This window comes from Neobacillus drentensis (assembly GCF_036965245.1).
GTDB lineage: Bacteria > Bacillota > Bacilli > Bacillales > Cytobacillaceae > Neobacillus > Neobacillus drentensis_G.
This window is the reverse complement of sequence record NZ_JBALPG010000067.1, coordinates 1-26248: the sequence shown is the minus strand read 5'-3', so window position 1 is coordinate 26248 and position 26248 is coordinate 1. Positions and strand designations below refer to the sequence as shown.

30 protein-coding genes and 1 pseudogene are annotated in these 26248 nt (G+C 37.5%); 7 read left to right on the top strand and 24 right to left on the bottom strand.

The annotated features are described in order from the left end of the window. A pseudogene (locus tag V7150_RS15210) lies at nucleotides 1–698 on the top strand (transposase); the annotation flags it as partial. A gap of 132 nt (nucleotides 699–830) precedes the next feature. Here the strand turns inward: V7150_RS15210 and V7150_RS15205 are convergent. The 10 genes from V7150_RS15205 to V7150_RS15160 all read right to left on the bottom strand — a co-directional run bounded on the left by V7150_RS15205 (nucleotide 831) and on the right by V7150_RS15160 (nucleotide 11604). Then, the gene (locus tag V7150_RS15205) at nucleotides 831–3056 is read right to left on the bottom strand and encodes a penicillin-binding protein (RefSeq protein WP_335519832.1); all 2226 of its coding nucleotides are present in this window, start codon (nucleotides 3054–3056) and stop codon (nucleotides 831–833) included. Next, nucleotides 3053–3412 (bottom strand): cell division protein FtsL, encoded by a 360-nt coding sequence (gene ftsL, locus V7150_RS15200; protein WP_335519829.1) that lies wholly within the window; start codon nucleotides 3410–3412, stop codon nucleotides 3053–3055. The genes V7150_RS15205 and ftsL overlap by 4 nt, the downstream gene beginning before the upstream one ends. Nucleotides 3413–3474: 62 nt before the next feature. Next, the gene (rsmH, locus tag V7150_RS15195; protein ID WP_335519826.1) at nucleotides 3475–4407 is read right to left on the bottom strand and encodes a 16S rRNA (cytosine(1402)-N(4))-methyltransferase RsmH; all 933 of its coding nucleotides are present in this window, start codon (nucleotides 4405–4407) and stop codon (nucleotides 3475–3477) included. 62 nt (nucleotides 4408–4469) lie between these two features. Next, nucleotides 4470–4901, bottom strand: a complete 432-nt coding sequence (mraZ, locus tag V7150_RS15190) for a division/cell wall cluster transcriptional repressor MraZ (protein WP_335519823.1) — start codon at nucleotides 4899–4901, stop codon at nucleotides 4470–4472. A 319-nt stretch (nucleotides 4902–5220) separates the two neighbouring features. Continuing rightward, nucleotides 5221–6855: a bacillithiol biosynthesis cysteine-adding enzyme BshC gene (gene bshC, locus V7150_RS15185; RefSeq protein WP_335519821.1), complete on the bottom strand. Its 1635-nt coding sequence runs from the start codon at nucleotides 6853–6855 to the stop codon at nucleotides 5221–5223. Nucleotides 6856–6941: 86 nt separating this feature from the next. Continuing rightward, complete coding sequence (locus V7150_RS15180) at nucleotides 6942–7337, bottom strand: DUF3397 domain-containing protein (protein ID WP_335519818.1); 396 nt, start codon at nucleotides 7335–7337, stop codon at nucleotides 6942–6944. Then, entirely contained in the window at nucleotides 7334–8236 is a 903-nt protein-coding gene (locus V7150_RS15175; protein WP_335519816.1) for a 2-dehydropantoate 2-reductase, read from the bottom strand. The genes V7150_RS15180 and V7150_RS15175 overlap by 4 nt, the downstream gene beginning before the upstream one ends. 237 nt (nucleotides 8237–8473) lie before the next feature. Continuing rightward, nucleotides 8474–10015 carry an acyl-CoA carboxylase subunit beta gene (locus V7150_RS15170; protein ID WP_335519814.1) on the bottom strand — a complete coding sequence of 514 codons (1542 nt, stop codon included), beginning with the start codon at nucleotides 10013–10015 and terminating at the stop codon, nucleotides 8474–8476. A gap of 25 nt (nucleotides 10016–10040) precedes the next feature. Continuing rightward, on the bottom strand, nucleotides 10041–10253 hold the full coding sequence (locus V7150_RS15165; RefSeq protein ID WP_283922533.1) for an acetyl-CoA carboxylase biotin carboxyl carrier protein subunit: 213 nt from the start codon (nucleotides 10251–10253) through the stop codon (nucleotides 10041–10043). 13 nt (nucleotides 10254–10266) lie between these two features. Further along, complete coding sequence (locus V7150_RS15160; RefSeq protein WP_335519811.1) at nucleotides 10267–11604, bottom strand: acetyl-CoA carboxylase biotin carboxylase subunit; 1338 nt, start codon at nucleotides 11602–11604, stop codon at nucleotides 10267–10269. 237 nt (nucleotides 11605–11841) lie between these two features. Between V7150_RS15160 and V7150_RS15155 the strand changes: the two genes are divergently transcribed. After that, nucleotides 11842–12315, top strand: coding sequence for an N-acetyltransferase (locus tag V7150_RS15155; protein WP_335519808.1), 474 nt, complete (start codon nucleotides 11842–11844; stop codon nucleotides 12313–12315). 33 nt (nucleotides 12316–12348) lie between these two features. Here V7150_RS15155 and V7150_RS15150 read toward each other — a convergent pair whose 3' ends face one another. From V7150_RS15150 to V7150_RS15135, 4 genes are all read right to left on the bottom strand, one after another. Beyond that, the gene (locus V7150_RS15150; RefSeq protein ID WP_335519806.1) at nucleotides 12349–12978 is read right to left on the bottom strand and encodes an RsfA family transcriptional regulator; all 630 of its coding nucleotides are present in this window, start codon (nucleotides 12976–12978) and stop codon (nucleotides 12349–12351) included. Nucleotides 12979–13235: 257 nt separating this feature from the next. Continuing rightward, nucleotides 13236–14009: an enoyl-CoA hydratase/isomerase family protein gene (locus V7150_RS15145; RefSeq protein ID WP_335519803.1), complete on the bottom strand. Its 774-nt coding sequence runs from the start codon at nucleotides 14007–14009 to the stop codon at nucleotides 13236–13238. A gap of 125 nt (nucleotides 14010–14134) precedes the next feature. Beyond that, entirely contained in the window at nucleotides 14135–14308 is a 174-nt protein-coding gene (gene rpmF, locus V7150_RS15140) for a 50S ribosomal protein L32 (protein WP_024029176.1), read from the bottom strand. Nucleotides 14309–14391: 83 nt separating this feature from the next. Then, nucleotides 14392–14919, bottom strand: a complete 528-nt coding sequence (locus V7150_RS15135) for a YceD family protein (protein WP_335519799.1) — start codon at nucleotides 14917–14919, stop codon at nucleotides 14392–14394. Between the two features lie 239 nt (nucleotides 14920–15158). Here V7150_RS15135 and V7150_RS15130 point away from each other — a divergent pair, with 239 nt between their 5' ends. Next, nucleotides 15159–16373: a nucleotidyltransferase gene (locus tag V7150_RS15130; RefSeq protein WP_335519796.1), complete on the top strand. Its 1215-nt coding sequence runs from the start codon at nucleotides 15159–15161 to the stop codon at nucleotides 16371–16373. A gap of 120 nt (nucleotides 16374–16493) precedes the next feature. Here V7150_RS15130 and V7150_RS15125 read toward each other — a convergent pair whose 3' ends face one another. After that, the gene (locus V7150_RS15125; protein WP_335519793.1) at nucleotides 16494–17513 is read right to left on the bottom strand and encodes a SepM family pheromone-processing serine protease; all 1020 of its coding nucleotides are present in this window, start codon (nucleotides 17511–17513) and stop codon (nucleotides 16494–16496) included. A gap of 2 nt (nucleotides 17514–17515) precedes the next feature. After that, the gene (locus tag V7150_RS15120; RefSeq protein WP_335519789.1) at nucleotides 17516–18301 is read right to left on the bottom strand and encodes a patatin-like phospholipase family protein; all 786 of its coding nucleotides are present in this window, start codon (nucleotides 18299–18301) and stop codon (nucleotides 17516–17518) included. A 390-nt stretch (nucleotides 18302–18691) separates the two neighbouring features. Here V7150_RS15120 and ylbJ point away from each other — a divergent pair, with 390 nt between their 5' ends. Further along, the gene (gene ylbJ / locus V7150_RS15115; RefSeq protein WP_335519786.1) at nucleotides 18692–19906 is read left to right on the top strand and encodes a sporulation integral membrane protein YlbJ; all 1215 of its coding nucleotides are present in this window, start codon (nucleotides 18692–18694) and stop codon (nucleotides 19904–19906) included. Between the two features lie 17 nt (nucleotides 19907–19923). On the opposite strand, the gene coaD is transcribed toward ylbJ, so the two are convergent. Beyond that, a complete protein-coding gene (gene coaD / locus V7150_RS15110) occupies nucleotides 19924–20406 on the bottom strand; it encodes a pantetheine-phosphate adenylyltransferase (protein ID WP_283922523.1) in 483 nt (160 codons plus the stop codon). 12 nt (nucleotides 20407–20418) lie between these two features. Continuing rightward, nucleotides 20419–20979 (bottom strand): 16S rRNA (guanine(966)-N(2))-methyltransferase RsmD, encoded by a 561-nt coding sequence (gene rsmD, locus V7150_RS15105; protein ID WP_335519782.1) that lies wholly within the window; start codon nucleotides 20977–20979, stop codon nucleotides 20419–20421. A gap of 614 nt (nucleotides 20980–21593) precedes the next feature. Between rsmD and V7150_RS15100 the strand changes: the two genes are divergently transcribed. Beyond that, on the top strand, nucleotides 21594–21983 hold the full coding sequence (locus V7150_RS15100; protein ID WP_335519779.1) for a DUF7147 family protein: 390 nt from the start codon (nucleotides 21594–21596) through the stop codon (nucleotides 21981–21983). Nucleotides 21984–22011: 28 nt separating this feature from the next. Here V7150_RS15100 and V7150_RS15095 read toward each other — a convergent pair whose 3' ends face one another. From V7150_RS15095 to V7150_RS15075, 5 genes are all read right to left on the bottom strand, one after another. Next, nucleotides 22012–22287, bottom strand: coding sequence for a YlbG family protein (locus tag V7150_RS15095; RefSeq protein ID WP_283922520.1), 276 nt, complete (start codon nucleotides 22285–22287; stop codon nucleotides 22012–22014). Between the two features lie 80 nt (nucleotides 22288–22367). Further along, nucleotides 22368–22799, bottom strand: coding sequence for a YlbF family regulator (locus tag V7150_RS15090; RefSeq protein WP_335519834.1), 432 nt, complete (start codon nucleotides 22797–22799; stop codon nucleotides 22368–22370). Between the two features lie 59 nt (nucleotides 22800–22858). Further along, a complete protein-coding gene (locus V7150_RS15085; RefSeq protein ID WP_335519776.1) occupies nucleotides 22859–23308 on the bottom strand; it encodes a hypothetical protein in 450 nt (149 codons plus the stop codon). 104 nt (nucleotides 23309–23412) lie between these two features. Continuing rightward, the gene (locus tag V7150_RS15080; protein ID WP_335519773.1) at nucleotides 23413–23652 is read right to left on the bottom strand and encodes a YlbE-like family protein; all 240 of its coding nucleotides are present in this window, start codon (nucleotides 23650–23652) and stop codon (nucleotides 23413–23415) included. Nucleotides 23653–23671: 19 nt separating this feature from the next. After that, nucleotides 23672–24076: a YlbD family protein gene (locus tag V7150_RS15075; RefSeq protein ID WP_335519770.1), complete on the bottom strand. Its 405-nt coding sequence runs from the start codon at nucleotides 24074–24076 to the stop codon at nucleotides 23672–23674. A 148-nt stretch (nucleotides 24077–24224) separates the two neighbouring features. Between V7150_RS15075 and V7150_RS15070 the strand changes: the two genes are divergently transcribed. Continuing rightward, nucleotides 24225–24707, top strand: coding sequence for a PaaI family thioesterase (locus V7150_RS15070; RefSeq protein WP_283922515.1), 483 nt, complete (start codon nucleotides 24225–24227; stop codon nucleotides 24705–24707). Nucleotides 24708–24729: 22 nt separating this feature from the next. Beyond that, nucleotides 24730–25089, top strand: a complete 360-nt coding sequence (locus V7150_RS15065) for a hypothetical protein (protein ID WP_335519767.1) — start codon at nucleotides 24730–24732, stop codon at nucleotides 25087–25089. Nucleotides 25090–25150: 61 nt separating this feature from the next. On the opposite strand, the gene V7150_RS15060 is transcribed toward V7150_RS15065, so the two are convergent. Next, the gene (locus V7150_RS15060) at nucleotides 25151–26230 is read right to left on the bottom strand and encodes a CAP domain-containing protein (protein WP_420490297.1); all 1080 of its coding nucleotides are present in this window, start codon (nucleotides 26228–26230) and stop codon (nucleotides 25151–25153) included. Between the last annotated feature and the right edge of the window lie 18 nt (nucleotides 26231–26248).

The following is a 26248-nucleotide window of genomic DNA, read 5'->3' as shown; positions in this document are numbered from 1 at the left end:
AGTCCGTCCTTATTACAGCGATGATAATGGACGCCCTACTGATCCTCTTATTCTTTATAAGATGATGTTTATTGACTATATATATACGGCCTTCGTTCTGAACGTCAAGTAGAAAGGGAAATTAAAACAAACGTCGCCTACCGCTGGTTTTTAAGTCTGAAATTCAACGACCCAGTACCTCATCACTCTACGATTAGCTGGAATCGTCAACACCGTTTTAAGGATACAAATATTTTTCGGGAGATTTTTGATGAAAATGTTCTTCTAGCAATGAATCATAAGATGGTTGGCGGACGTGTTTTATTTACGGATTCTACACACTTAAAGGCAAACGCAAATATACACAAATTTACAAAACAAGAGGTGGAAGTAGATACTCGGGAATATTTTGATGACCTAAACAAGGCAGTAGAAGAGGATAGAATTAATCATGGAAAAAAACCGTTAAAAGAAAGGGAGGGAGTGAAGGAGACTAAAGAAATTCGAGTTAGTACAACGGACCCTGAATGTGGATTTATGTCCCGTGAAAACAAACAGGAAATGTTCTGTTATCTTGACCACCGAACTACAGATATGAAGTTTTTAATATAATTACGAACGTTTATGTTACACCTGGCAATGTTCATGATTCTGTTCCATATCTTAGTCGATTGGAGCGGAGGTCACTGGAGAACCCCGCAGGCTACAGGACCTCCCCGCGGAAATCAACAGGCCCATTCGCAGGGACAATCAATAAATTTGGTATTTAGATTTTGACAGAATAAAAAATTGCCGAGAAAAATACCCTTTCTCGACAATCTGAATCCCGCTTAAAAAAGCGGGATCAACAGTTAATCTTGCACCTTCTCTTCTTTATTTTCCTCGGTTTGTCCAGATTCATTACTCCATTGTTCTTCAGGGGTTTTTAAATCGACAATAAGGAAATCACCACTGTGTAAAATAGAGTTTGGTGGAATACTTTGCTGAGTTACATAGCCTTTTCCCTTAGAATTTAATTTTAATCCAGCAATATTAGCTATTTTCATTACATCTCGAAGTGACCAACCTGTCATATCTGGAGCAGTAAGTTCACCATCTGTTTGAATTATTACCTTCTCACCCTCCAAAACGGTTGTCCCGGCCTTTGGAAGCTGCCCAACAACTTTGGATCCGCTGCCGAGGACGACAGTTTCAAAACCCTTTTCTTTTAGATTCTTGACAGCTTCCTCTGTCGCTTGTCCCTTAAGATTTGATAGTTTGTTAACCTCAGCTTTTTCAAGCTCGGATGGCTGGATATTTAAATAATGCAGACTATTTTTCATCACAGGATTAAAAATTGCCGAGACAGGAATAGCTCCTTGACCTGCATCACTACCTTCAAGCTCAGGCTGCTGAACTGCAACATAAACGATTAATTTAGGATCGTCCCTTGGCGCCATCCCTAAAAAGGAGAACATATAATTATTAACCCCTGATAAATATTTTCCATTAGGTCCAGGGATATTAGCAGTACCTGTTTTACCCGCTACACTATAACCATCAATCTTGTAACGTCCTCCAGTACCTTTAGGCGAGGTGACAACCGTTTCCAGAATGTCACGCACTTGTTTAGCAGTTTCTGCCGATATCGGAGTTGACACCACTTCTGGAGATACTTTCTTTATCGTTTCACCTGTATCATGATTAACAATCTCTTTAACTACTTGCGGCTTTAACATTTTCCCATCATTAGCGATTGCTGTAGCCGCTTGAATTTGTTGAATTGGCGTAATTGCTGTTCCCTGTCCATAGGCAGTAGTGACTTTTTCAATCGGATAAGTAAATTGAATTTTCCCTGAAGTTTCATCCGGAAGTTCGATCCCCGTCGGTTTATCAAAACCAAACTTTGTTAAATATTCTCTGAATGTATCAAAACCTAATTTTTCGTTGGCAATTTTAGCGAACGCTACATTCGAAGAGCGTTGAACTCCTTCAAGATAAGTAATCGGTCCCCAACCAGATCCATTATGATCATGGATAACTTGAGATTTATCTGTAACCTGATAGGACCCGGATTGATAGAATTCATTTGGGTCAAATACTTTTTCTTGTATAGCAGCGGCAAGAGTGAAAATTTTCATCGTTGATCCTGGTTCAAACGATGTTTCAATCGCTTCATTATGCCAGCTTTTATCAATTCCTTCTTTGGTTTTCGGCTGGAACGACGGGCGCTGACCCATTGCCAGGATTTCCCCTGTTTTCGGGTCAGCAACAACTCCGATAATTTTTTTCGGTTTATATTGCTTCGCTACATTATCCATGGCGTCTTCCAAAAAGGTTTGGATCTTTTGATCAATTGTCAAATAAACATTATTTCCATTCTGTGCCGGAGTAATTTTTTCCTTTCCATCAGGAAGGATATAGCCCCACAAATCGCTCTCATAATTAATCTTGCCATTTTTTCCTGTTAACTCTTCATTTAAAGATTTCTCGATCCCCATTTTTCCTACAGATTTATAGGTTCCATCCTTTTGTTCAATTTGCTCTGCATAGCCAACTAAATGAGAAGCAAAGATTCCATTTGGATAGAACCGTTTCGAATCACGGGAAAATGTAATCCCCGGAAGCTCTAAGGCTTCTATTTTTTTCTTTACTTCATACGTTATATCTTTTCCCGCCTTGCCAAATTCAACCTGGAACCTGCCCTTCTTAATCCCATTAGTTAAAATACTATAAATCTTGGATTCATCCATTTTTATGTACTTAGCGAGTTCTTGTGCAGTTTTCCGGGGATCTTTAACATGCTGCGGTTTTTTAGGATTGGTTGTCATCTTTTTGTCCAAAATCGCAATAAGTTTATAGGAAGCTGTATCCTCAGCAATTACCTCACCATTCCGATCAAAGATGGCACCCCTTGTCGCTTGAAGAGTCCCCTCCCTGCTATATTTTTGCTGGGCCTTCGCGGCAAGTGGCTGCCCACTGACTTCTCCCGTAATTTGAATCGAAAAATACCTGCATATCAAGACAAAAAAGAGCAGACCGAATATCACAAACAATATCGCTGCTCCCACATTCATATATGGCTGTTTTTTGTTCATCTCTTCTGCACAACCTTGACGTCATTTTCGTTTATAAAAAGACCCATATCCTTAGCCTTTTTAAAAATCCGTTCGTATGAACTTAATTCGCTAACTTGGACCTGTAAGTCTCTATTTACTTTTTGTTGTTCATTAACCTTTACTTCAACTTTTTGTATGTCCTTGTTTACTTCATATATTTTTGATTGATTAGAAATAAGGTGTACTGCTCCAAAACATACCACACCCGTAAATACGATTCCAATTATTTTTTCCCCTGGAGTGAGCCACGATTTTTTTATTTTTACTTGATTTTTGTTTTGGACTTTTTGTTCTGTTTGTTGCTGTTCGAAATATTTCCTGGCAAGATTACTCAACCGTTTCCCCTCCAGATTGTTTTTTCTTGTCCAGCTCCAGCACTTAAGGGCTGGAGCTTTTCTTATAGTTTTTCTGCAATGCGAAGCTTTGCAGATCGTGCACGATTGTTTTGTTCTAATTCTTCTTCAGACGGAAGAATGGGTTTACGAGAGACAAACTTTAAAATGGGTTTATACTCATCTGGAATGATTGGTAAACCTGGAGGTAAATTTGGGGTCTCACTTGCTTTCTTAAAGGCAGCCTTACAAATTCTGTCCTCTAGAGAATGGAAAGTGATGACACTTATTCTCCCCATTGGATTTAACAAGTCAATTGCTTGCTCCAATGATTGTTCAAATACAGCTAATTCATCATTTACAGCTATTCTGACGGCTTGAAAAATTCGTTTGGCGGGATGTCCACCCTTTCTTCTAGCGGGTGCAGGAATAGCTTCTTTAATTAACTCAACGAGTTCAGCTGTTGTTTCAACTGGTTTTACTGCTCTCGCAGCTTCTATTTTTCTGGCTACTTGTTTAGAGAATTTCTCCTCTCCATAGCGAAAAAAGATCCGGACTAAGTCTTCATATGCCCAATGATTAATGACATCATAAGCAGAAATGTCCGCTTCATTGTCCATTCTCATGTCCAGCGGTGCATCATGATGGTAGCTAAAGCCTCTTTCAGGAGTATCCAACTGTGGTGAGGATACACCCAAGTCATAAAGAACACCATCCACTTTATAAATCCCACGCTTTTCAAGTTCTTCCTTTAAATGCAAGAAATTGCTTTTAATAATAACTAATCGATCTCCGTATTCGGATAATTTTTCTTTTGCATTAGCAATCGCTGTTTCGTCCTGGTCAAATGCATACAGTTTACCACCTGCACCAAGTTTTGTAAGAATAAGGGAACTATGTCCCGCACCGCCCAGGGTACAATCGACGTAAATACCATCTGACTTAATATTTAATCCTTCAACAGCTTCATTTAATAACACAGTTGTATGTTCAAACATGTTTGTACCACCTTTTCCAATCGAACATTTATTACAGAAAATATATTAATATAACTTATCCATTATATATCAAAGCCAATCATATTTTCTGCAATTTCCGCAAAAGAATCTTCAGACTGAGTAAAATAGTCCTCCCAAATCTGTTTACTCCAAATTTCAATTCGATTAGAAACACCTAAAATTACGCATTCTTTATCCAATTTTGCATATTGCAATAGTGGTGAAGGAATATTAATTCTTCCTTGCTTATCAAGTTCACTTTCTGTTGCTCCAGAAAAGAAGAATCTGGTAAAAGCACGGGCATCTTTTTTGGTCAGTGGCAGGCCTTTTAGCTTCTCTTCAATAAGCCCCCACTCTGAAACTGGGTATCCAAACAAACATTGATCCAATCCACGTGTAATAATAAACATGTCGCCAAGTTCATCACGGAATTTGGAAGGCACAATTAGGCGGCCTTTATTATCGATGCTGTGATGGTATTCACCCATGAACATACCCGTTACCCCCACTTTCTATAAAAAATGTACCACATTCCCCCACTTTTCACCACCTATTTCTTAACTATTCGCCCTAATTTCTTTAAAATCCTTTTTTAACATTGAATTTTTTGGAAAAAAACCAGCATGAGTCTCAATCTTTAACCCATGTACAAAAAAATTTTATTACGAGCAGTACACCAACATAATATTGGCGATGGGAGTAGATCCTAGGGATCACTAAAATCGTCTTGTAAAATGTATATTCTCAATCTGACTGGTGAAAGTGATTCGCTTTTTCGGCGCAAAAAAAAACTTCACATCGAGGTGAAGTTTTTTATACTTTCAAAACTTTATGGCGGCCATCAAATTCATAAGTCCCCGCCATTAATTTATTCATAAAGGTCAAACCAAATTGATTTAAATAATAAAATACATTCCAAACTCTTTCTTGTGGAAAACCATCAGGCCGTAAAGCAAGTTCCACACGAGCATATTTTTTTAACAAAACATCGTGTTTCAACTTTCCTGCTTCTTCTAGTTTTGATTGCATAAATCCAATCTCTTTCAGTAAATATTTTTCATTTTTCCTCAGCATTGGTAAGAGAGCACTGTCAAGTTGTTCTGTTTTAGCCTCAATAAGCTCATACTGCTTTAATAACTGTTCGATGGTATTTGAAAATAACTCTGCTAATTCTTTATCTTTAATGGCGGCTAAAAATTTTTCTCTTTCCTTTTCTGTTCCATTGCTTAAAACATCTGTGAGATTCAAATTTAATTCTGAAACATCCGTTTCAATTGAACGATCTAAGAATGTTATATTTAAGCGCGGGACAATGGGCGGCATTTTTATATTAAAATGCTCAAATACAAGCTTAAGCTCTGCCCAGTAGGAAATTTCACCTGGCCCTGCAATAAAGGCAATTGTTGGGAAAAGCCATTCCTGCATGAGCGGTCGTGTCACCACATTATTACTTAATTTTGTAGGGTTATCATCGACTAACTCCAATAATTCTTCTTTAGTAAAGGCAATGGCACCACTTTTTCCCACGAAACGACCGATTTCACAATTATATTCTAACAAAATTCGTTCATTTACCCTTTGATCATAATAGAAAAGATTTGCTGCTTTCTCGCTTGCTTCAATGGTAATTGGAAAACCCTCTTGCTCTATTTGCTTTTGTTGTTCTAATAACGAGAAGGTTATGGCATCATGGTGAACAATCTGTTCTCTGAAAAATTCTTTTTGTAGCATGCGAAAATCCCTGTTCCCAGAATCTACAATTAAAAGCCCATAATCCTTGAAAAGTTCCATTACAATGTAAGCAAAGAAATCAACAAAAGTTGTTGACTTTGAAATAATAGCTTCAGCAAATTCTAAAAGACTATTCGTATTTTCTGTTTCTCCAAAATTCTTAATTAGATTCTCTACCCATGACAGACAAATGTCTTTGTTCAACTGGATATCGGAAACCATTTTCTTTTGGTGAACTTTTTCCGGATAGGTCCATTTATCTATCCTATCTTTAACAGGTACAAACACGTGATTCACTTCTTGGTAATCGTGGTCCTCTCCAGCAATCCAAAAAACAGGTATTACAGGAACTCCCAGCTGTCTTTCTTTTTGTTCCGCTAATTTTATAATTGAAATGACTTTATGTATAGAATAAAGAGGTCCTGTCAGGATCCCTGCCTGTTGACCACCAATAACCACAAGGCTATTATTTTTTTTCAGTTTATTTATCGACTTCTTTACAGCTTCTGAAGATGGATATTGCTCCATAAAGCCCTCAATATGTGCAGCAACCTCCATGCGGGGAAACGGTCTGTTGTTTAATTCAGCTATTCTTTTCGTATCTTCGTGTAAATCATTAAAACGATAATGAAAAAAAGGCTGGATAGCAGCAGATTGTTCCAAATAATTCGATGCAAACCGATTGGTTGCTGGTAGTGAGAGATTTAAAATCTCCATTCGTGTACTTCCTTTCTAATACCCAGATTCATTCTTTAAGAGTATACCACTACCCACCGATAATGAAAAAATCTTTGCTTCAAAATTTATGTTGAAAAGGTAAAACTTAAAGCACCATGAATAATTCCGTACAAAGTTAAGGTCATATAAGCTAGAAAAAATACGATAAAATTAAAACGCCAAAACCCTTTGACCACCTTTTTTATCACAATTTCTTCTTTTACCTTCCAATGAACAAATACAAACACCATGGCAATGAAAATCATTATTAGCATTATTAACCAAAAAAACGATTTTCCCCATATGGTAACGATTAAAAAATGAACAGAAATGATATATAAAAAAGTTGTATAATCCACTGCCTTATGGAGCGATTTACGGAATTTTTTAGTAATTAATTTTATAATGAAAAAGACAAGAATAGAACCTAGAAACGGCAATGTAAAAAAAACAGTTAAAATTGAAGAGAGAAAGGTACTCATAAAACTTCCTCCTGATGTGATTCTTTTCCTTTTATCAAGTAATAAATACTCTCTATTTGTATAGCTTTCTTATCCTGTCTTTTTGCTTCTTCAAGTAAAAACCCTAAGATTGCATCAACTTCCGTCAACCTATTCGCTTCAATATCTTTTAACATTGAGGATCGATTGTTTGCTGTTTTTTTACAAATATCAACAACCAGCTGTAAATATTCATCCGGATTTTCTAGATTTAAAATAAAAGAAATTTCTGCAAAGAGATTTTTTACGACTTTAAAATAGCACCGATTCTCAATCAATTCTCCATTTTTCACGTAAAGGATAGCGGTCAATGGATTAATAACTGCATTGACAATCAATTTTTTTATGAGCATATCGTAAAAATCCTTTTGAAAAACAATTGGGAAATCTAAGACAACAGCCTCTGCCAAATATTGCAATGATGCTGTTTCACCTTGAAAAGCTGCGACATTTGTTACCCCTTCACCATTATGGCTCACATTAAATGAATTTTCCTTCAAGGCACCGTGTTCAACAGACCCTATATATAGATTGTTTGCCTTAATACCTTTAAGAAGCTTTAAATGCCCCATCCCATTTTGTAAAAATAATAAGCACTCAGGAATGACCGATAGATGATTTAGTTTCTCAATAATTGCTGGAAGCTGATATTGTTTAACTGCTATAATCGTTAACTCTTCTGTTCCTTGCCATTCCGAAATTGGCAGGGCTTTGACTAAGGCTATACTTTCTTCCGTCCCTTTTCGCAACAAGATTCCATTTTTGTTTATCTCAGCAGCCTGCTCCTGTGTTCTTGTATATATGGCTACATCAGATACCTTGCTAATGTAGGCAGCAAATAATAGCCCAATCGACCCTGCTCCGATAATTCCAACCTTCATAATAACCCCTCATTTAAGTCGTATTCCAGCTCCAGCCTAGCACCTCGGGTCATAAGCCGCCCCGCTGTGGTGGCTGGAAAACTGCCTCCTCGCGGTTCGTCTTATGCCTGTCGGGGCTGATCAAGGCGCCTACGCTTTCCTATCTATATCAGTTATTTTATCAAATGCTGTCTTTAGTTTGTTAGTATGATTTTAAAAAAACACCCTTTTCGACAAAGATCGAAAAGGGGATGATTTTTAGACTGGATACACTGGATGCTTCCGGACACTAAATGTTAATTCTTTTGTTTCGTAGTATGCAAAGCGCTGGATAAGCACATCTCTTAATTCAGAAGGGGCCACTATTTCATCGACAATGAGCTCTGACGCCAGCTTATAAATGTCGATATGCTCTTTATATTCTTTATGCTTTCCTTGTACATAAGCAATTTTTTCTTTTGGATCGTCAATTTCATTAATCTTATTGGAGTAAACAGCGTTTACTGCTGCTTCCGGACCCATTACCGCAATTTGGGCAGTTGGCAAAGCAATGCAGCAATCAGGTTCAAACGCAGGACCCGCCATCGCATAAAGGCCAGCACCATAAGCTTTTCTAACAATGACCGATATTTTCGGTACGGTTGCTGAGCTCATAGCCGCAATCAATTTTGCACCATGACGAATAATTCCGGCCCGTTCAACTTTTGTTCCAATCATAAAACCAGGAACGTCTGCTAAGAACAATAATGGAATATGGAAGGCATCGCAAAGCTGGATGAATTTTGCTGCTTTATCCGCAGAATCAACAAATAAAACGCCGCCTTTTACTTTCGGCTGATTGGCAATAATACCGACAGCACTCCCATCAATTCTAGCTAATCCAGTTATTAATTCTGGTGCAAACAATTTTTTTATTTCATAAAAACTACCATTATCAACTAGACGATCAATGCACTCAACCATATCAAATGGTGCATTTTGGTTTTCCGGAATAATCGCTTCCAGATCACGGCCTTCTTTTGCTGCCACTCCATTTAACATCTTTGTTTTTTCTTTAAAGCTCGCAGGAAAATAGCTAATATATTTTTTGGCTGATTCAATTGCTTCTTCCTCACTGTAAGCCAGAACATCGCCGCAGCCGCTTATCGTACAGTGCATACGGGCACCGCCCATTTCCTCAAGTGTTACCTTTTCACCGATTACCTTTTCTGCCATTCGTGGTGAGCCTAAATACATAGATGCATTTTGATCGACCATAATGACAATATCGCAAAATGCCGGAATGTATGCACCACCAGCAGCTGAAGGTCCAAACAAAATACAAACTTGCGGAATCATCCCGGAAAGCTTCACTTGGTTATAAAAGATTTTCCCTGCTCCTCTGCGATTTGGAAACATCTCTATTTGGTCAGTGATTCTCGCACCGGCAGAATCGACAAGATAGAATAATGGAACCTTTAATTTTTCTGCCGTTTCTTGAATACGAATAATTTTTTCAACTGTACGCGCACCCCAAGAACCAGCTTTAATCGTCGAATCATTAGCCATGACACATACAGTCTGCCCATTAATTTTACCGATAGCAGTAACTACACCATCTGCAGGGAGATCACCAGCTTGGAAATTGGCGAATTTTCCATCCTCTTCATATTTTCCCTCATCAAATAATAACGTTAACCGGTCACGAACAAACAATTTTTTTTGTTCTTTAAGTTTTTCATGATATTTTGGATGACCACCAGCTTCAATTCTTTTCCTATTTTCATTCAATTGGTCATTTAAGGTATTAGTTGTCGCCATAATGCTCCCCCTCGTATATGAAATCCTATTCTAGAATGATCAAGACATCGCCTTCATTTACAAAATCTCCAATGCTGACATTTACTTTATGGACAACACCCTCGGTTCCGCTTTCGATTGGAATTTCCATTTTCATTGATTCTAACATTAAAACCTCCTGCCCAAGGTTTACTTGGTCTCCCGGTTCTGCAAAAATATTTAATACTGTTCCTGCCATTGATGCGGTGATTTCTTTCATGTTATCCTTCTCCTTATTTCACTAGTTTTTTTGTTAAGAAATTTGTTGTGTACGCCCCATTTTGGAAGTCATCATTTGCTAAAACATTTAAGAATAGCGGTGCATTTGTTTTAATTCCTTCAATTTTTATCTCTTTAAAAAAGTTTTCTGCAGCCATTAATGTTTCTTTCCTTGTCTGACCATAAAAAATACATTTGGCAATCATCGGATCATAAAATGGTGTCACCGTTCCGCCTTCTTCATATCCTGAATCAATTCTCACTCCCTCTTTTTGACTCCATTTTAGTGTAGTGATTTTTCCCGGTGATGGTAAAAAGCGGACAGGGTCTTCAGCATAAAGACGAAATTCGATGGCGGTACCTGAAGATATAATCTCAGATTGTGACAAAGGTAATTTCTCACCTTGAGCCACGAGAATTTGCCATTTGACTAAATCAAGCCCTGCAATCATTTCTGTTACAGGGTGCTCCACTTGGAGTCGTGTGTTCATTTCAAGAAAATAAAAGTTTTCATTTTCATCGACAATAAATTCAATCGTACCTGCGTTCGAATATTCAACAGCAAGAGCAGCTTTTACCGCTGTTTCAAACATTTTTTGCCGGACTTTTTCAGACAGAAAAGGTGATGGTGATTCTTCGATTACCTTTTGATGCCTTCTTTGAATGGAACAATCCCGTTCAAACAAATGGACGATGTTTCCAGTGTGATCTCCAAACACTTGAACTTCAACATGTCGGCTATCAGCAATATATTTTTCAATAAAAACTTCATTTGAACCAAAATAGGCCATCGCTCTCGATTTAGTCGACTCATAAGAATTAACGAGCGCTTGTTCAGTTTCACAAAGCACCATTCCAATTCCCCCGCCTCCGCCACTTGCTTTAAGCATTACAGGGTACCCGATGGACTCAGCAAGACTCATAGCATCCTCAATGGTCTTTAATCCATCTCCACTTCCAGGGACAACTGGAACACCGGCCTTCTCCATTGTTTGGCGTGAAACAATCTTATCTCCCATTAACTCAATTGTTTCAGGCTTGGGTCCGATAAAAATTATTCCTTCATTAATGACCTTATTGGCAAATGCGGCATTTTCAGATAAAAAGCCATATCCTGGGTGGATGGCATCCACTTTTTCACTTTTTGCGATTTCCAAAATTTTATCACTTTGTAAATAGGATTTGTTAACTGGAGATTCCCCTACGCAAACAGCCTTTGTAGCGGCTTTTACATAAGGCATTTCTTTATCTGCTTCGGAATAAATAGCAATCGTTTCAATCCCCATCTCATGACAGGTTCTAATAATCCGAAGGGCAATTTCTCCTCGATTGGCAATTAAAATTTTTTGCACATTTTTTCCCCTTTCATATCCCTTTTGTTCCATCACTATTAAGTTTCTACATCATTCTCGGAATTTCCTGCAAATTTTGAAAACGCTTCCTGAAGTTATTTGAAGAATTTTTTGTACTTTTGTTATATAATGATAGTAATTCATTTGAATAATGCAAAAATTATTTCATTGTGTGTTTTCAAGACTAATTGATTACATACAAGATTATAAGGTTATCATTTTTTAGGAGGTTTAACTATGGTGGCAAAAGTGGAAAAATTAAAAGTAAATTTTAAAACACTAGAAGAATTTAAAAAATTTAAAGAATATGGGATTCAAGAGTTATCCATGCTTGAAGACCTCGAAGCAAATATGATTGATAATGATGGTGAATCACCTTTTTACGGTATATATTTCGGGGACAAACTAGTAGCACGAATGAGTTTATATCAAATTGACGCTAAATTTGATCGCTATTTCTATCCACCACAAAACTATTTAGAATTATGGAAACTCGAAGTACTGCCAGGATATCAAGGTAAGGGCTTTGGTAAAGCTCTTGTAGAATTTGCTAAAAGCTTTGGACTTCCAATTAAGACAAACCCAAGAGTACAATCAAGAAATTTTTGGGAATACATGGGGTTTACCAATGTTGATTACGATATGGAGCGTGACCGTGGAGAAAACCCACTTGTCTGGTATCCAGATGGTGTAGAGCCACAGCAACAATAATTTAAAAAGCGGACAAAAGTGTCCGCTTTTTTACTATTTTTCCACTCTTTCCAGATTTCCGTTTTTATCCATTTGAAATTTTACTTTTTGTTGTCTGTCCTCATCTTGAAGAACGACCATCTTTCGAGCTCTTTCCATAATTTCAATTAAAGAACGGTAATCTTCTTCTATTGCCTTTAAATTTTTTGACAGTCTTTCATTTTCAGCCGCCAAATAGTAAGCCTTCTTTTCCAATTCTTTAATTTTTTCAGAGGTTTTCATCCTGTCCTCTTCAAAACTAGATGAGACTTCTACTTGCTGTTGGAGTCCTTCTAAAAAGTGCATTACGGCTGGGAATGTGATGGTACCGCCTTGTTCACAACCGGGTGACGACTGTACAGCGGCTACTTTAGCCGGCTCTTGAATAGCCTCCCTCTCAGCAGGATCGTCTTGTTTCTTTAACTCCTTACGTTGCTTCTTAGCAAGTTCTATTCCTGACGTATATTGCTTACGTACATATGAGTTCCAGCGGAAACCACAGGCTGCTGAAGTTCTCGAAAGCTGTTTGCCAACCTCCTCAAATGCCTGCAGTTGCGTTCCGCCTTCACGGATATGCCTCAATACAACTTCAGCAAGCAACAAATCTTCATCTTGGGACCATGCATCTTGTCTGGTTGGTGACATCAGTTCATCCCTCCTAGTGTTTTTATAATACATATGCATCTACTAGAAAAGATAGACTTAAACAAGAGTTGTCTTTTAATCTTTATTCACAGTTTTTTCCTCACAAAACTTGTGAAACAGCGTCACCTCCATCGACTATGGAGCTGCTATTCATCCAAAGAACCAATCTAACAAAATAAAGGAAGCGAGGAAGCCTGAGCTTCTCTTAATTGGAAGAGAAAATTGATTATTTTCCACACCGATAGGAGCTTTCTGATCTATTTTTGCGGTGTTCCGCCACTTTTCCTCATAAAAGAATTTACATATTCATGATGGGCATCACTTTCCCAAAGCAACGAGCAATTTTTAACCTCTTCCTCTATTCTTTCGCGCAGCTTGGTTTCCTCCCACTTTCTAGTCCACACTCTTTTATAGGAACTGAGAACACTTATATCAGTAGTTACCATCTTTTCAATGAATGTCTCACATACCTCAAGGGGATCATTTTCAAAAAGGACATTGAAAAAGCCAACATTTTTTAATTCTTCGGCTGTTTGTAACTCTGCTTCCATCAAAAGCTTCATCGCACTCGCTGCTGGTAGTTTTTCTGCTAGGATGGAACCACCGCCCCAACCCGTGGTGATTGCCTGCTTTCCCTGAACAAACCCTGCTTTTATCCCTTTTCGCGCCAAACGAAAATCACATGCAGCCGCAAGTTCACAACCGCCCCCAACTACTGTTCCGTTTATGAGAGCAATGGTCGGAATTGGTAAGGTAAGGAGCGAATAAAGAATATTAGCCATCATCGAAAGCATAGGATAGGCTTCCTCCTTAGTATGAAGAAGGTGGAAAACGGATAAATCACCTCCAGAACAAAAGGCTTGGGAACCTTCCCCGGTAATAACAAGTGCCTTAATATCTGGTTCAGAAGCTCTTTTTACTGCCTCTCTTAGCCCCTTCATCACTTCATAATTAATGGCATTTCTTTTTTCGATTCTGGTTATCGAAAATAATAAATAGCCCTTCTCTCTTTTTTCGATGGTGTATGACAATTTATCTCGTCCTTTCATATCAATTTTTTTCAATAGTTAGGGACTTTCCAGGGACCATAAGTATGTATAGAAACGACAAAAGCACAAGGGCTAAGCCACCCTTGTGCTTTCTATCCTAACGGAAATTAGTCGTTAACAACGTCTTTTCCTTTGTATGTTCCGCAAGCTTTACATACGCGGTGAGCAAGTTTCATTTCACCACAGTTTGGGCAACTTACCATACCAGGTACGTTTAGTTTAAAATGAGTACGACGCTTTCTTTTTGCAGTTTTAGAAGTTCTTCTAAAAGGTACAGCCATTCTTCCCACCTCCTTAAAGAGTATTAAGAAAGTAATGAAGGCCAGGAATGCTGGTTCTTCACTTTGCTTCTTAGATTTGCCGATTATGATTCGGAAGAAGATTTGTTTTCGTCAAAAAACTTTGCAAGTCCCGCTAGTCTCGGATCAATCTTTTTCGATTGATCTTCTTCATGAATAACTTCCCAATCCTTACCAGATTGAGGGGCAGCTTCTTCAGACTCGACATCCTCGCAAAACACTTGCATTGGAACCTCAAGTAAAAGAATCTCTCGAATGATTGGCATTACATCAATCACATCGCCTTTTACTTGATATACTTCCTCTTCAGTTTCATAAACTGAACCTTGTAAGAGGAAAGTTTCAGTTGTTTCGACATTAATTGGAAGTTTTACATCCACTAAAGTACGAGAACAAGGAAGGATTAAATGACCTTCGATTTTTACATGGAACGTCACTTTCGTTGAATCAATATCTCCCCGGCCTGTAATATGCATGGGAGAAACTTCTCGAATGGTGGGATCGTCTTGTTTAATCTCATCCACACGAATCGTCTCATCAATCATAAAATCCTTGTTTCGATATTTTTGTAATTGACTTAATGTCCATTTCAATTGAATCACCCCAAGGCAACAAAGGTAATTATAGCCTTCGATAATATTTTTGTCAATGTTTTTTCTTTACACCTCGTCAGGTGTTTTTTTACTAACTAGAATTCACTTAGAAAAGTTTTTCCATTATAGTGTATCCAGATTAGCCTTTTACAAACATCTACAACATCTTATCATAATATTTGATTGATTTCCTTAGAATTTTGCTATAATGTTAGTAAATTTTAATAAGGAGATTGTAAATGAATGCTGTTGGCGTAATTGTCGAATATAACCCTTTTCACAATGGGCATGCCTTCCATTTAAAAGCTGCGAAGGAAGCTGCACATGCTGATGTTGTCATTGCCGTCATGAGCGGGAATTTTTTGCAGAGAGGGGAACCTGCACTTGTTTCTAAATGGTATCGTACAAAAATGGCGTTGCTAAATGGAGTCGATCTCGTCTTTGAACTTCCCTACCGCTTCGCGGTTCAGAAGGCGGAGACCTTTGCAAATGGAGCCGTGTCAATTCTAGATGCTGCCTGCTGCGAATCGGTTTGTTTCGGGAGTGAAAGCGGCGATATTTCTGATTTTTATCAAACAATTAAGTTCTTAAGAGAGCAGCAACAACCATTTGAGGAAAATATTCATCAATTCATGAATACGGGTGCTAGTTATCCAAAAGCTGTATCTCTTGCTTTTCAGCAATTGTCAGATTCAGAAAATTATTTGGATTTAGCGAAACCGAATAACATTCTTGGGCTTGAATACATAAAAGCAGTTAACAAGCAAAAGAGCAAGATTAGACCATTGACTGTGCCGCGAAAAAATGCCGACTACCACGATGAACATTTCGCCTCTGATACGATTGCAAGTGCGACGAGTATCCGAAAAGCGATTTTCTCAAACGAGAATGGCAAAAAGGAAATTGACCAATATGTACCTGAACCAACCAAGCAATTGTTAAAAGAATATCTTCACCATTATCAAATTTTTCACCAATGGGAAAATTATTGGAGCTATCTGCAATTTCGTCTTCTCCATTGCCATCCTCACGAGTTAAGAGAAATCTATGAGATGGAAGAAGGACTCGAGAACAGATTACTGGCTGCGGCGTTGGAGGCAGGCAGCTTTCAAGAATTCATGCAGAAAGTGAAAACCAAAAGGTATACATGGACGAGACTGCAACGATTGTGCGTTCATATTTTAACAAATACAAAAAAAATAGAAATGACAATCCACTCGGAAAATGCTTCTTATATAAGACTATTAGGAATGACGAGCAGAGGAAAAGAATATCTGAATAAGAGGAAAAAGGATTTTAGCCTTCCCCTCGTTTCTAAGCTTTCTTCTTGTAAGGATCCTGAAATTCTCCTTGATGTAAAAGCAGCACGAGTCTATTCCCTTGGTCTCCCTAATCAAGTAAAAAATGATATGATCAGGCAGGAATTTAAGCAGCCACCCATATTTATAGAGTAAAAAAGATGATGCGAAACGCACCATCTTTTTTTAGCCGATAGGAAAGCAAGCATTCTTATCGGGTATAACTGCAACTGCACTCTGTCTTAGTCTAATGCCTTGCCAATCGGCGAGTTTTCTTTACTTCTCTGGCAGCTTTTCTAAATATTGCACTGCTTCATCGAATGTATCGATTGGAATGATTTTCATTTTTGTATGAATATCGCGGGCTGTTTTTAATGCATCCTGATAATTTGAATTCTTTGCCCCTTTTTCATTTGGAGCTAAAAAGATTTCTGCACCTGCCTTGTCAGCTGCGACAATTTTTTGTTCAATCCCGCCGATTGGACCAACATTCCCTTCCTCGTCAATTGTGCCTGTACCGGCTATTTGGTATCCTTTCGTTAAATCTTCACTCGTTAACTGGTTATAAATTTCCAAAGAAAACATAAATCCAGCAGATGGACCACCAATTTCATCCGTCTTAACCTTTACATTTGGATCAACAATAATTTCCTTATCGTCCACTAGTGATATTCCAATCCCAATTTTTGTGGAATCCTCTTTAAACGGCTTAAGACTTAAGGTGACTGTGTTTGTTTTTTTATTTCTTAAATAGGTTAATGTGACATTGTCTCCAGCATGTTTTTTGCCAACATATTCAATAAATTTTTCCGATGATGGGAACTGATGCCCATCTACTTTAAAAATTCGGTCACCTGGTTGAAGTTTACCTTCTGCCGGCATTCCTGGAACAACCTGGACAACATAGATGCCTTTATATTTATAATCTACAGGCAAGCCTGCTTTACGGTAGGCAACCTCTATCGCATTTAGTTTTGAACCTTCCATCAGATGAAGTTGTCTTGCATTATACTCTTCCTCTGTTTCCTTTTTGTATAAAATCATTTCCAAAGGATAAATTTCTTCATATTTTCGGAGCTTTGCTTCCAAATAGGAATAAATATTAGCTCTTCCCATTCTAACTGTTGTAAGCATAAAGTTTCCTTCATCCTTATAGCCGTCTTCAACCGTTATGATTGGTCCAAGTTCTTTTGCCATGCCCGGTTTTGATACATAGTATGGCAAGGAATAATACATTCCGCCGATTAGAATAAAAGCTATCAATAGTAAGGATCCTATATAAATTTTTTTGCGCATCGCTAATGTTTCCCCTTCCACTGTTCAATAACGGTTACAATTTGCTGTAAATGATTTTTTGTTTCTTCCTTCCCGATATTGATAATCTCTTCATGATGTGTGAATGCTCGTGAGCTAAACATTTCAACAGAGGGCCGGATCATAACATCAGCAGATGTTTCCCTGTTGTTGATGATTTCGGTTTGCATAATGTCAATACTCTGCATTATGACATCGTAAATGGTGGTTATTTCAGCGTTCCGTTTCACTCTTGAAACATCAACTGCAATGACAATATCCGCCCCCATTTCTTTGGCAACCGAAACGGGAACACGATCTGTTACCCCGCCATCTACTAAAATTCTTCCATTATATTTTTCCGGTACAAAAATTCCGGGAATTGAGATGCTTGCACGTACAGCTTCAGCAACAGGTCCTTTTTGAAAAACAACTTTTTCACCTGTCATTAAATCAGTTGCCACGATGCTAATCGGCAGTGATAGCTCCTCAATGTTTTTCCCATGGGTAAAAACCTTGATGAAATTTTTAATTTTCTTTCCTGAAATCAGACCCATTTTTGGGACGGTAAAATCTAAAAAGTATTTCCTTTTAAAAGCGGTTGATAATTTATATAACCGATCCAATTCGATACCTGCCCCATAAAAACTTGCTACAAGTGCCCCCATACTGCTGCCTGCAATCAGATGAATCGGAATTCCCGCTTCTGTCAATGCCATTATGACTCCTAAATGAGCAAACCCGCGTGCACCACCTGAACCTAGGGCCAAGCCTATTTTTGGGTGCTCCATATTAGCTGACCTCCTATTATCAACGAATAAAAATCTCGTTCAATCTTATGGTCTAAATTAACGTTCTATGAGTATATTTGTGTTATATGAGGACAAGTAGAAAAGCGTAAGCACATTGCCTAGGGGTGATTTAGGGTGACTTAGCACAGATAAGTGCTTAGTCGGCCTTAATGCGTACATAAAGCATTGCTTTATATAGCCAAGCATAAGACGAGCACTTATTGAAGGTTTTCTCTACCTTCCTTAAGTGATTGGCTTAGACCAAAGAGCCCCTAGACGCTGCAGCTAGACAATAATAAATGAAAATCCCTATTGGCATAATTTCTATTTTAGCATTGATAATATTGATTTGCACAATTTGAGCAATTCGCTTGGAAGGAGGTCCCTTCATTGTTTCGGTCAAAGTTAAAAACAATTTTATTATCCGTTTCCGTCACGATTTTAGCAGCTTCGCTTATTTCCTATCCACAAGAATCATTTGAAGCGTCAATCCGCGGCCTTAATATGTGGTGGGAAATCGTTTTTCCTTCTTTGTTACCTTTTTTTATTGTCTCTGAAATGTTGATAGGTTTTGGGGTTGTCAAGTTCATTGGCGTTCTGTTAGAACCTCTCATGAGACCACTTTTTAAAGTTCCAGGTGTAGGGGGGTTTGTTTGGGCAATGGGCATGGCCTCAGGTTTCCCGGCAGGGGCCAAATTTACTGCAAGATTACGCCAAGAAGGCCAATTAACACAAATCGAGGCAGAAAGGCTCGTTTCTTTTACTAATTCCTCTAATCCACTGTTTATCTTTGGTGCAGTATCAGTAGGCTTTTTCTATAATGCACAATTAGGGGTAATCCTTGCACTCGCCCATTATTTAGGGAATATTTGTGTTGGCATTATTATGCGTTTTTATGGAAATGAATCACCTGACGGTGCCAGTGAAAAAAGAAAAAAATTCAAAATTAGAGCGGCCTTATCTGCCTTACATCAAACAAGATTAAGAGACAATCGGCCAATCGGGAAACTCTTAGGAGATGCTGTTAATTCATCGATTCAAACCCTGTTAATGGTTGGCGGCTTCATTATTTTATTCTCGGTGATTAACAAATTGCTGTATCATTTACATATTACTGCGACATTGGCTAAATCAGTTGAGGTGCTGCTTTCAGCCTTATCAATTCCTGGAATGTTAAGTATTCCATTTATTTCTGGATTATTTGAAATCACTTTAGGCAGCCAATTAACCAGTCAGGTTCAAGACGCCACTCTTTTACAAAAAGCAATGATAACAAGTTTTATCCTAGCTTTTAGCGGATTTAGTGTCCAAGCACAGGTGGCCAGTATCTTAGCACAAACAGATATTAGATTTCAGCCCTTCTTTATTGCAAGAATCGTTCACGGTTTTTTCGCCAGCTTTTTTGCATTAATTCTGTGGAACCCCATTTATGTACACTTTAATAGTAAAGAGCAGCCTTCAAATGCATTGCCAGTTGGTTTTTTTGAAGAGGGTTCATGGGCAAATCATTTTTACCAACGAATGATTGAGGTTGGACCGCTCATTACTATTTTCTCACTGTTTGTTTACATCATTATATTGTTTACTCGGTTAAAAAAGAGCTAGGCAATTGCCTGGCTCTTTCATCGCTTAAACTTTTTGTGTAATTCTTTTTCAACAATAGGTGGAACAAGGGTTGAAATATCCCCGTTATACTTAGCAACTTCTTTCACAATACTTGAGCTTAAAAAGGAATATTGGCTATTTGTCATGATAAAAAAGGTTTCAATATCTTCATTTAATACCCTGTTCATCGAGGTAATTTGCATTTCATACTCAAAGTCTGATACTGCCCGCAAGCCACGTATGATGGCACTCGCATTGACAGCTTTAGCGTAATCAACTAGTAAACCTGAATGTTCATCTACCTTTACATTTGGAAGATCTTTTGTTACAGCTTCAATAAGATTAATTCGCTCCTCGACGCTGAATAATGGATTCTTCGTAGAATTGTTCATAACGCTCACATAGACCATATCAAATACTTTGGCACCTCTTCTAATGATATCTAAATGGCCATATGTAATTGGATCAAAGCTCCCTGGACAAACGGCTATTCCAGCCAAATTAACTCCTCCTTATTCTCCACTATTTCTTGAATATATTGTTACAGCAATCATCCCATACTGTTCATGTTTAATTTCTGTAAATCTCCCTACCTTTTCTGGTAATTCAACATCAAAGCTATGTTCACAAACAACAATTCCATCTGAACTTACAATGTCTTGCTTATCCATTTTTTCCATTAAACTGACAAGCTGTTGTTTTTTGTAGGGCGGGTCTAAAAATATGTAATCAAAACAGATTTCTCTTTTTATTAGTGCCCTTAACGCTCTATCTGCATCATTACGATAAACCTCGGTATTCTCCTCAAATTTGCAGGCTTTAATATTTTCATGAATTACTTGGATGGCCTTTGGCTCTCGGTCAATAAAAATAACCTTCTCCAATCCTCTGCTAAGTGCTTCTAAGCCTAATCCGCCACTGCCTGCGAAAAGATCTAAACCTATTCCCCCTTCAAAATAAGGGCCAATCATATTAAAAATAGCTTCCTTTACTTTATCCGTCGTTGGACGAGTCGTACTTCCTGGAACAGCTTTAAGAGATCTCCCCTTACAAATACCTGAAACCACTCTCACGAACATATCACCACATTTTTGTTGTAAATAATTTTTCTTTATACATCCTATCATAATTTAATAAAAGTAGACAATCTGTTAGGAATATCTTTTCTTCTATTTAATAGTGTTCAGCAAAATACCGTTAAAATGGAAAAAATATAAAATAGACGTATAAGCTTTTAGGTTGTGGAAATAATGTAATTAACAACATCAATTCGAGGATGTTGTTGCCAACCGCGGAGAAGACTTACGTTTCCCCATAAGTTCTTCCTCCGGTTTCTCCTCTCCCTTTGCCTTCTATCCTTTTTTAGGATGTGGAAGGACCCTGCAGAATTTTCTGCAGGGTTTTTTTTATTTATTGGCTATATAAAAGCTCATTGTTTATTTTGCCATTCTGTTGATTGGAGCGTAAGGCGCGAGACTCCTCGAAAATGCTAACGCATTTCCTTCGTGCGGTGATTATTCTAGGAAGCTTATTCATTGTCATGCGGGAAAAGCGGGTCCCAGACCGCCCGCGAGAAGCGAGTGCCTGAAGCGGAAATCAACAGACAAGTTTAACAGAGCCTATTTATTAAATAGTAAATAAGTGATAAGGTAGGGGTGAATCAATGTATTTTAAAGGAGAGTTTTAATTGATACAACGCTTTATTGAACTAGGAGAAGGATATTCAGATGTTTATGAGCTAGTTGAACTCGCAAAGGCTAATCAGCACCGTCTGCAGCATATGATAGCTCTTCATACTAAGATTGAGACAAAGGATGTGACCTCCTTAGTTGTTGTCTTAAAGCCAACAACACCTGGAAAGTTCCAACCTCTTTATATTTGTCGTGAAGGTATTCCTAATCCAAATATAATGCCAAATAAAAGATTTAACCTATTTGCTCAAACAGCTCATTCACTTGGTAAACAAATACATGAGCTTTCCGTAAAGCCATCTTCCATTTTTACTGAAAAGGAACTATTTTATCAGCACTTAATTGGGATTTTACGATTAAATCACTATATTTTACCGCTACAATAAAAGGTGAGGGTTCATTACCCTCACCTTTTTATATTCCCATCTTATAATCATATTCCTTCGCTTTATCCGGAGCTGAATTTTCATACTCCATTCTTAAAAATGGCTTATACGAAGGTTCTACTTTCTTGACAAATGAAAAAGAATTTAACTTTTCCATGATTCCCTCTACTTCTTCTTGATTACAATACAAAACGACATATTTCAGCTTTTTTGATACGTAATGAACATTTCCGAAGCGCCTTAGCATTTTAGCTTGTTTTAAAGAGTAAAGCCAAACAACTAATCCTTGTCTTTGAACAAACATACTTTTTTCCCCTTCAACAAAACCATCATTTTTCATCAGTCTAGCACATTAAAACGTTCTTTTTCAATTCAAATTTTTCATCAGCTGCATCCGCAGCTGCCGCCACTGCCACAGCCATGACCATTATCAAAAAACGGGTTCCCAGTAGGGACCTTTATATGTTTTGATACCGCACCACCAATTAGCATGCTGATTTGATCTAAGAGACTTTGCAAATCATTCTCCGCCAACTTGAAATCCGCTACCAATGGGTCCAAATCCATTTCCCGTTTATATTCGCGGATTTGCATCATGACTCTTTTATAATCCGGATGGTATTTCCCAAAGCGTTGAACTTCTTCATAAAGTTCCTTTAAGCTGACAAATTGAGATATTTTCCGCTGTGTTTCCCTGTTATTTTGCATTTTATATAAACAAATTTGGTATTGTTCAGCAATGTCAGATTCTAATACCATCTTAGCTATGCCTTCAGCATATTCCAATAATTCAATTCTCTCACTAGTAGCAAGCACTGCAGCCCACCTCCAATGCAATTTTAACATGAAAGCTTGGAGAAAGCGAAAAAATCCTTCTACCTAGGGATATTTACAATAAATTCTTTTGTTAATCCATATGACTCATTATTTAGCTTCACTACTTCAAGCTTCATTTTATGCACTCCAGGAGAAAGACCTTTAATAATAAACGCAGCAGATGTCACTTCTGAATTCTTTTTTCCATCAACCCAAACAATCATTTTTCCTATTTTTTGTTTTGCATGATCTGATTCTCGGAAGCTAACACCATTAACAATGCATTCCACTAGAATTTGATTTCCTTTTATTTCGTGCTGTACAAACAATGATGGAATTTCCTTTAAATTTTGATTATAAACAGGGACAATTTCGGCATGATAATAACTTAACTGATCCATTGAAACGATTTTTGGTTTCATTCCAGGTTTTGGCAAATCCTTCTGACATCCAATTATGATCCCTGCCAGTAGGAATAGAAGTATAATAAATGGTACGATTCTCTTCAACCTTATCACTCCTTTATGTAGGTATTGTTCGCCTCCTTTTACTTTTTTAGTCTTATTCCTTATAAGCAAAAAAAGGGCCACATATTTTTTTATGTGGTCCTTAGTTAACTTTGTGTTTTCATTGCCTGAAACATATTGTACATCATAGAGGCCATTTGGACATTATTGGAAAATTTTTCTATCTGATCAGGTATTGTCTTTTTATAATGGTGTAACGACGCTATTTCAAGCGACTGTAAATCTTCAGGATTTCTTGTCAGTTTCCGATACCATAGCGGCTGTTCTCGAACAAATTGCTTTAGATCCTTCTGACGTTCTAAATAGTCTAGTACCTCTCTTCGCATTGTTTAATGTTCCTTTCCGTTAGTCTTTTCGAAATGAAAAAGGATGTTTTGGGCCTTCTTGTGGCTTGATCGATCCTGAAGCAGCATTACCACCTTGAAATTGTGAAATAACGCCCTGAATCGCTCCTAATGCTTGACTTAAGTTATTAATATGATTTTGCATTTGATTTGGATCTATTTTTTTGACCATACCCATAATATTAGACATCCAATCCCCCTTGGACTCGTTATTTGTTTCAGATTCTGAATCATTTTCAGAACCGATGTCGTCCCAGCGTTTATCCTCTTCCCCTAATAAGTACCAATCCTCATATAATTCTTGTAAGGTTGCCTTCCCATTCCGAACCTCTTTGATGATTTTCGGATTATCTTTTACAAATTCTTTGAATTTGAGCACGGAAGGATGCAATTTTTTTTGCGTCATTTTTCTCACCTCTGCCCATATTGATCGACAATAATACAATATGTAGTAAAAAACGAAATGTGAAAAATCAAATCAGTATGAAATATTTTATTATTATGCTTCTAAGTGGTAAGATGTCAACAGAACACGTAATGAAAGAGGTATAATTATGAAAGACGAATTGCGTCAATTATTAGAATCATGTCTTGAAACTGGGTCAGAAACAGACTTACAGGCCATTGCCAGCCTATTAGATGGCGTCCAAAGAAAGATTAAGCGAAACAGGAGCACTTTTATTGATGGAATTCTTCATATGGAAAGAAATTTTGACCAAAATTCCTGCGAAATTACCATTCCTATTACTCCCATTATTAATAATAATCTAGATATTGTTCACGGCGGGATCACCGCTACAGTTCTCGATACGGCCATGGGTGTCTTGGCCAATCAACTGCTTCCAGAGGGATTTGGAGCTGTAACAAATCAGCTTAATATTCATTATATCGCTCCAGGAATCGGAGAAACACTTCGCTGTAAAGCAGATATTGTTCATAAAGGCAGCAAAACAATGGTTATATCTGGCGAAGCATTCCGTAGTGACGGAAAAAAAATCGCTTATGCGACAGGAACTTTTTTTATCATAAAAAAATAATAAATGGGGGCGTTTAATCAAAATGGTTACCGCCATTGTGATCCCAATTATTTGTTTATACTTTTTTTGGCTAACAAGAAAAGAGATGAAAGAACAGGACGTTAAATGGCTTGCTGCTAAAAATGTTCGGCAAGAGGCTGTAATAACTGGAGAAATTAAGAGTATTGTGGAAGAAAAGCAGCGCTTTTATTACCACCGATACATGTATGTACAAACACTAAAGCTTCAAACAGCATCACGATTAATCACCGCGAAAAAGGTGAATCCTGTTTCTAAAAACGTGAAAATAAATACTTTTACTGTTGGTGAGGTTATTCGTGCGTACGGAAGCTGGGACGGAAGCAAATTTTTATTTAGTCATTATGAAATTGAAAAAAGGTGATACTGTAATCACCTTTTTTTCTTATTATCTAAATCTGACATCAAGAGTTGTTCCCTATTATTTATTGTTCTGTTTTTTGGATAAAATTTTGAGTATAATATTTTTGATATACCCCGACACCAAGATGAGTATAATCTTTATTTAATAACGTTTCTCTGTGCCCCTTACTATTTAGCCACCCCACCACAACAGCTGGGCCATCAGTATAATTTGCTGCAATATTTTCACCTGCAGCAAGGTAGGCTACTTCTGCTGTTTTTAATCGATTAGTCAGGTCGCCATATTTCTTAGACGTATGGGAAAAATCATTATTTTCAGCCATATCCTTACTATGCCCGTAAGCAGCTTCAGCTGTCATCTCATCCCAGATTAACGGTTTTAATTTATTCTTAACTCGTAAGACATTAGTGATATCAAAAATCTGCTGAGCCATACCTTTTTCAATCAATTTCCATGCATCCTCATTAGGTTCATCTGCATTAATCAAATCTCCACGATAAACAAGTTCGTAAGGACGTTGTTTAATTAGTGTTTCTGCACTCAGGAAGCGGACACTTGATAGGTTGCCAGTAAACTTATCGATATAGAGTTGGACATAAATATCCCCTATTTTAACCATTGGACGAATATTCAAATCGGTATCATTCAGTTCAAATCGGTAGGAGTTTCCGTTTACTTCTAAATTAAAATTTGTATCAAAAAATTGCGTATTAAAGATTTCCTCTACCGGCTGACCGATTTCAAACGGAGAAACATCTAGAGTTTCACCAATCGCAAAAATTGTCACGACCTGATTATTTTCGACACCAACCTGTAAGTACCGGTTATAATTCTGATTATAAATATACCATTGATAGCCATACATCGATTCATCAATTCTTTCGGGGGCTCCCAATTCCTTTTCTAACACAGTAACATTTTGTCCAATCAATAAAGCTAAACCTTCTTTTGGTTTTTCTAAGGATGTTTTATTTTCTGTCTGATTATTAGGGCCCTGAGGTAAAGTTTGTTTCATTTCTAAGGAATGATCTTCTTTAATCAAAATATTACTATTATTTTTTTCATTTATGCTAACATAAAAACCAATTGTTAAAAAAACGACTGAAAGTATCAGAATTCTAAAAAGAGTACGCAGAGGCATTCACCCTCTCTATTACTT

Coding starts and splice junctions, on each gene's coding strand:
- V7150_RS15205 (WP_335519832.1), bottom strand. CDS start 3,056: ATGAACAAAAAACAGCCATATATGAATGTGGGAGCAGCGATATTGTTT.
- rsmH (WP_335519826.1), bottom strand. CDS start 4,407: ATGTTTGAACATACAACTGTGTTATTAAATGAAGCTGTTGAAGGATTA.
- mraZ (WP_335519823.1), bottom strand. CDS start 4,901: ATGTTCATGGGTGAATACCATCACAGCATCGATAATAAAGGCCGCCTA.
- bshC (WP_335519821.1), bottom strand. CDS start 6,855: ATGGAGATTTTAAATCTCTCACTACCAGCAACCAATCGGTTTGCATCG.
- V7150_RS15180 (WP_335519818.1), bottom strand. CDS start 7,337: ATGAGTACCTTTCTCTCTTCAATTTTAACTGTTTTTTTTACATTGCCG.
- V7150_RS15175 (WP_335519816.1), bottom strand. CDS start 8,236: ATGAAGGTTGGAATTATCGGAGCAGGGTCGATTGGGCTATTATTTGCT.
- V7150_RS15170 (WP_335519814.1), bottom strand. CDS start 10,015: ATGGCGACAACTAATACCTTAAATGACCAATTGAATGAAAATAGGAAA.
- V7150_RS15165 (WP_283922533.1), bottom strand. CDS start 10,253: ATGAAAGAAATCACCGCATCAATGGCAGGAACAGTATTAAATATTTTT.
- V7150_RS15155 (WP_335519808.1), top strand. CDS start 11,842: ATGGTGGCAAAAGTGGAAAAATTAAAAGTAAATTTTAAAACACTAGAA.
- V7150_RS15150 (WP_335519806.1), bottom strand. CDS start 12,978: ATGTCACCAACCAGACAAGATGCATGGTCCCAAGATGAAGATTTGTTG.
- rpmF (WP_024029176.1), bottom strand. CDS start 14,308: ATGGCTGTACCTTTTAGAAGAACTTCTAAAACTGCAAAAAGAAAGCGT.
- V7150_RS15130 (WP_335519796.1), top strand. CDS start 15,159: ATGAATGCTGTTGGCGTAATTGTCGAATATAACCCTTTTCACAATGGG.
- V7150_RS15125 (WP_335519793.1), bottom strand. CDS start 17,513: ATGCGCAAAAAAATTTATATAGGATCCTTACTATTGATAGCTTTTATT.
- V7150_RS15120 (WP_335519789.1), bottom strand. CDS start 18,301: ATGGAGCACCCAAAAATAGGCTTGGCCCTAGGTTCAGGTGGTGCACGC.
- V7150_RS15095 (WP_283922520.1), bottom strand. CDS start 22,287: ATGTTTGTTCAAAGACAAGGATTAGTTGTTTGGCTTTACTCTTTAAAA.
- V7150_RS15080 (WP_335519773.1), bottom strand. CDS start 23,652: ATGCGAAGAGAGGTACTAGACTATTTAGAACGTCAGAAGGATCTAAAG.
- V7150_RS15075 (WP_335519770.1), bottom strand. CDS start 24,076: ATGACGCAAAAAAAATTGCATCCTTCCGTGCTCAAATTCAAAGAATTT.
- V7150_RS15070 (WP_283922515.1), top strand. CDS start 24,225: ATGAAAGACGAATTGCGTCAATTATTAGAATCATGTCTTGAAACTGGG.
- V7150_RS15065 (WP_335519767.1), top strand. CDS start 24,730: ATGGTTACCGCCATTGTGATCCCAATTATTTGTTTATACTTTTTTTGG.
- V7150_RS15060 (WP_420490297.1), bottom strand. CDS start 26,230: ATGCCTCTGCGTACTCTTTTTAGAATTCTGATACTTTCAGTCGTTTTT.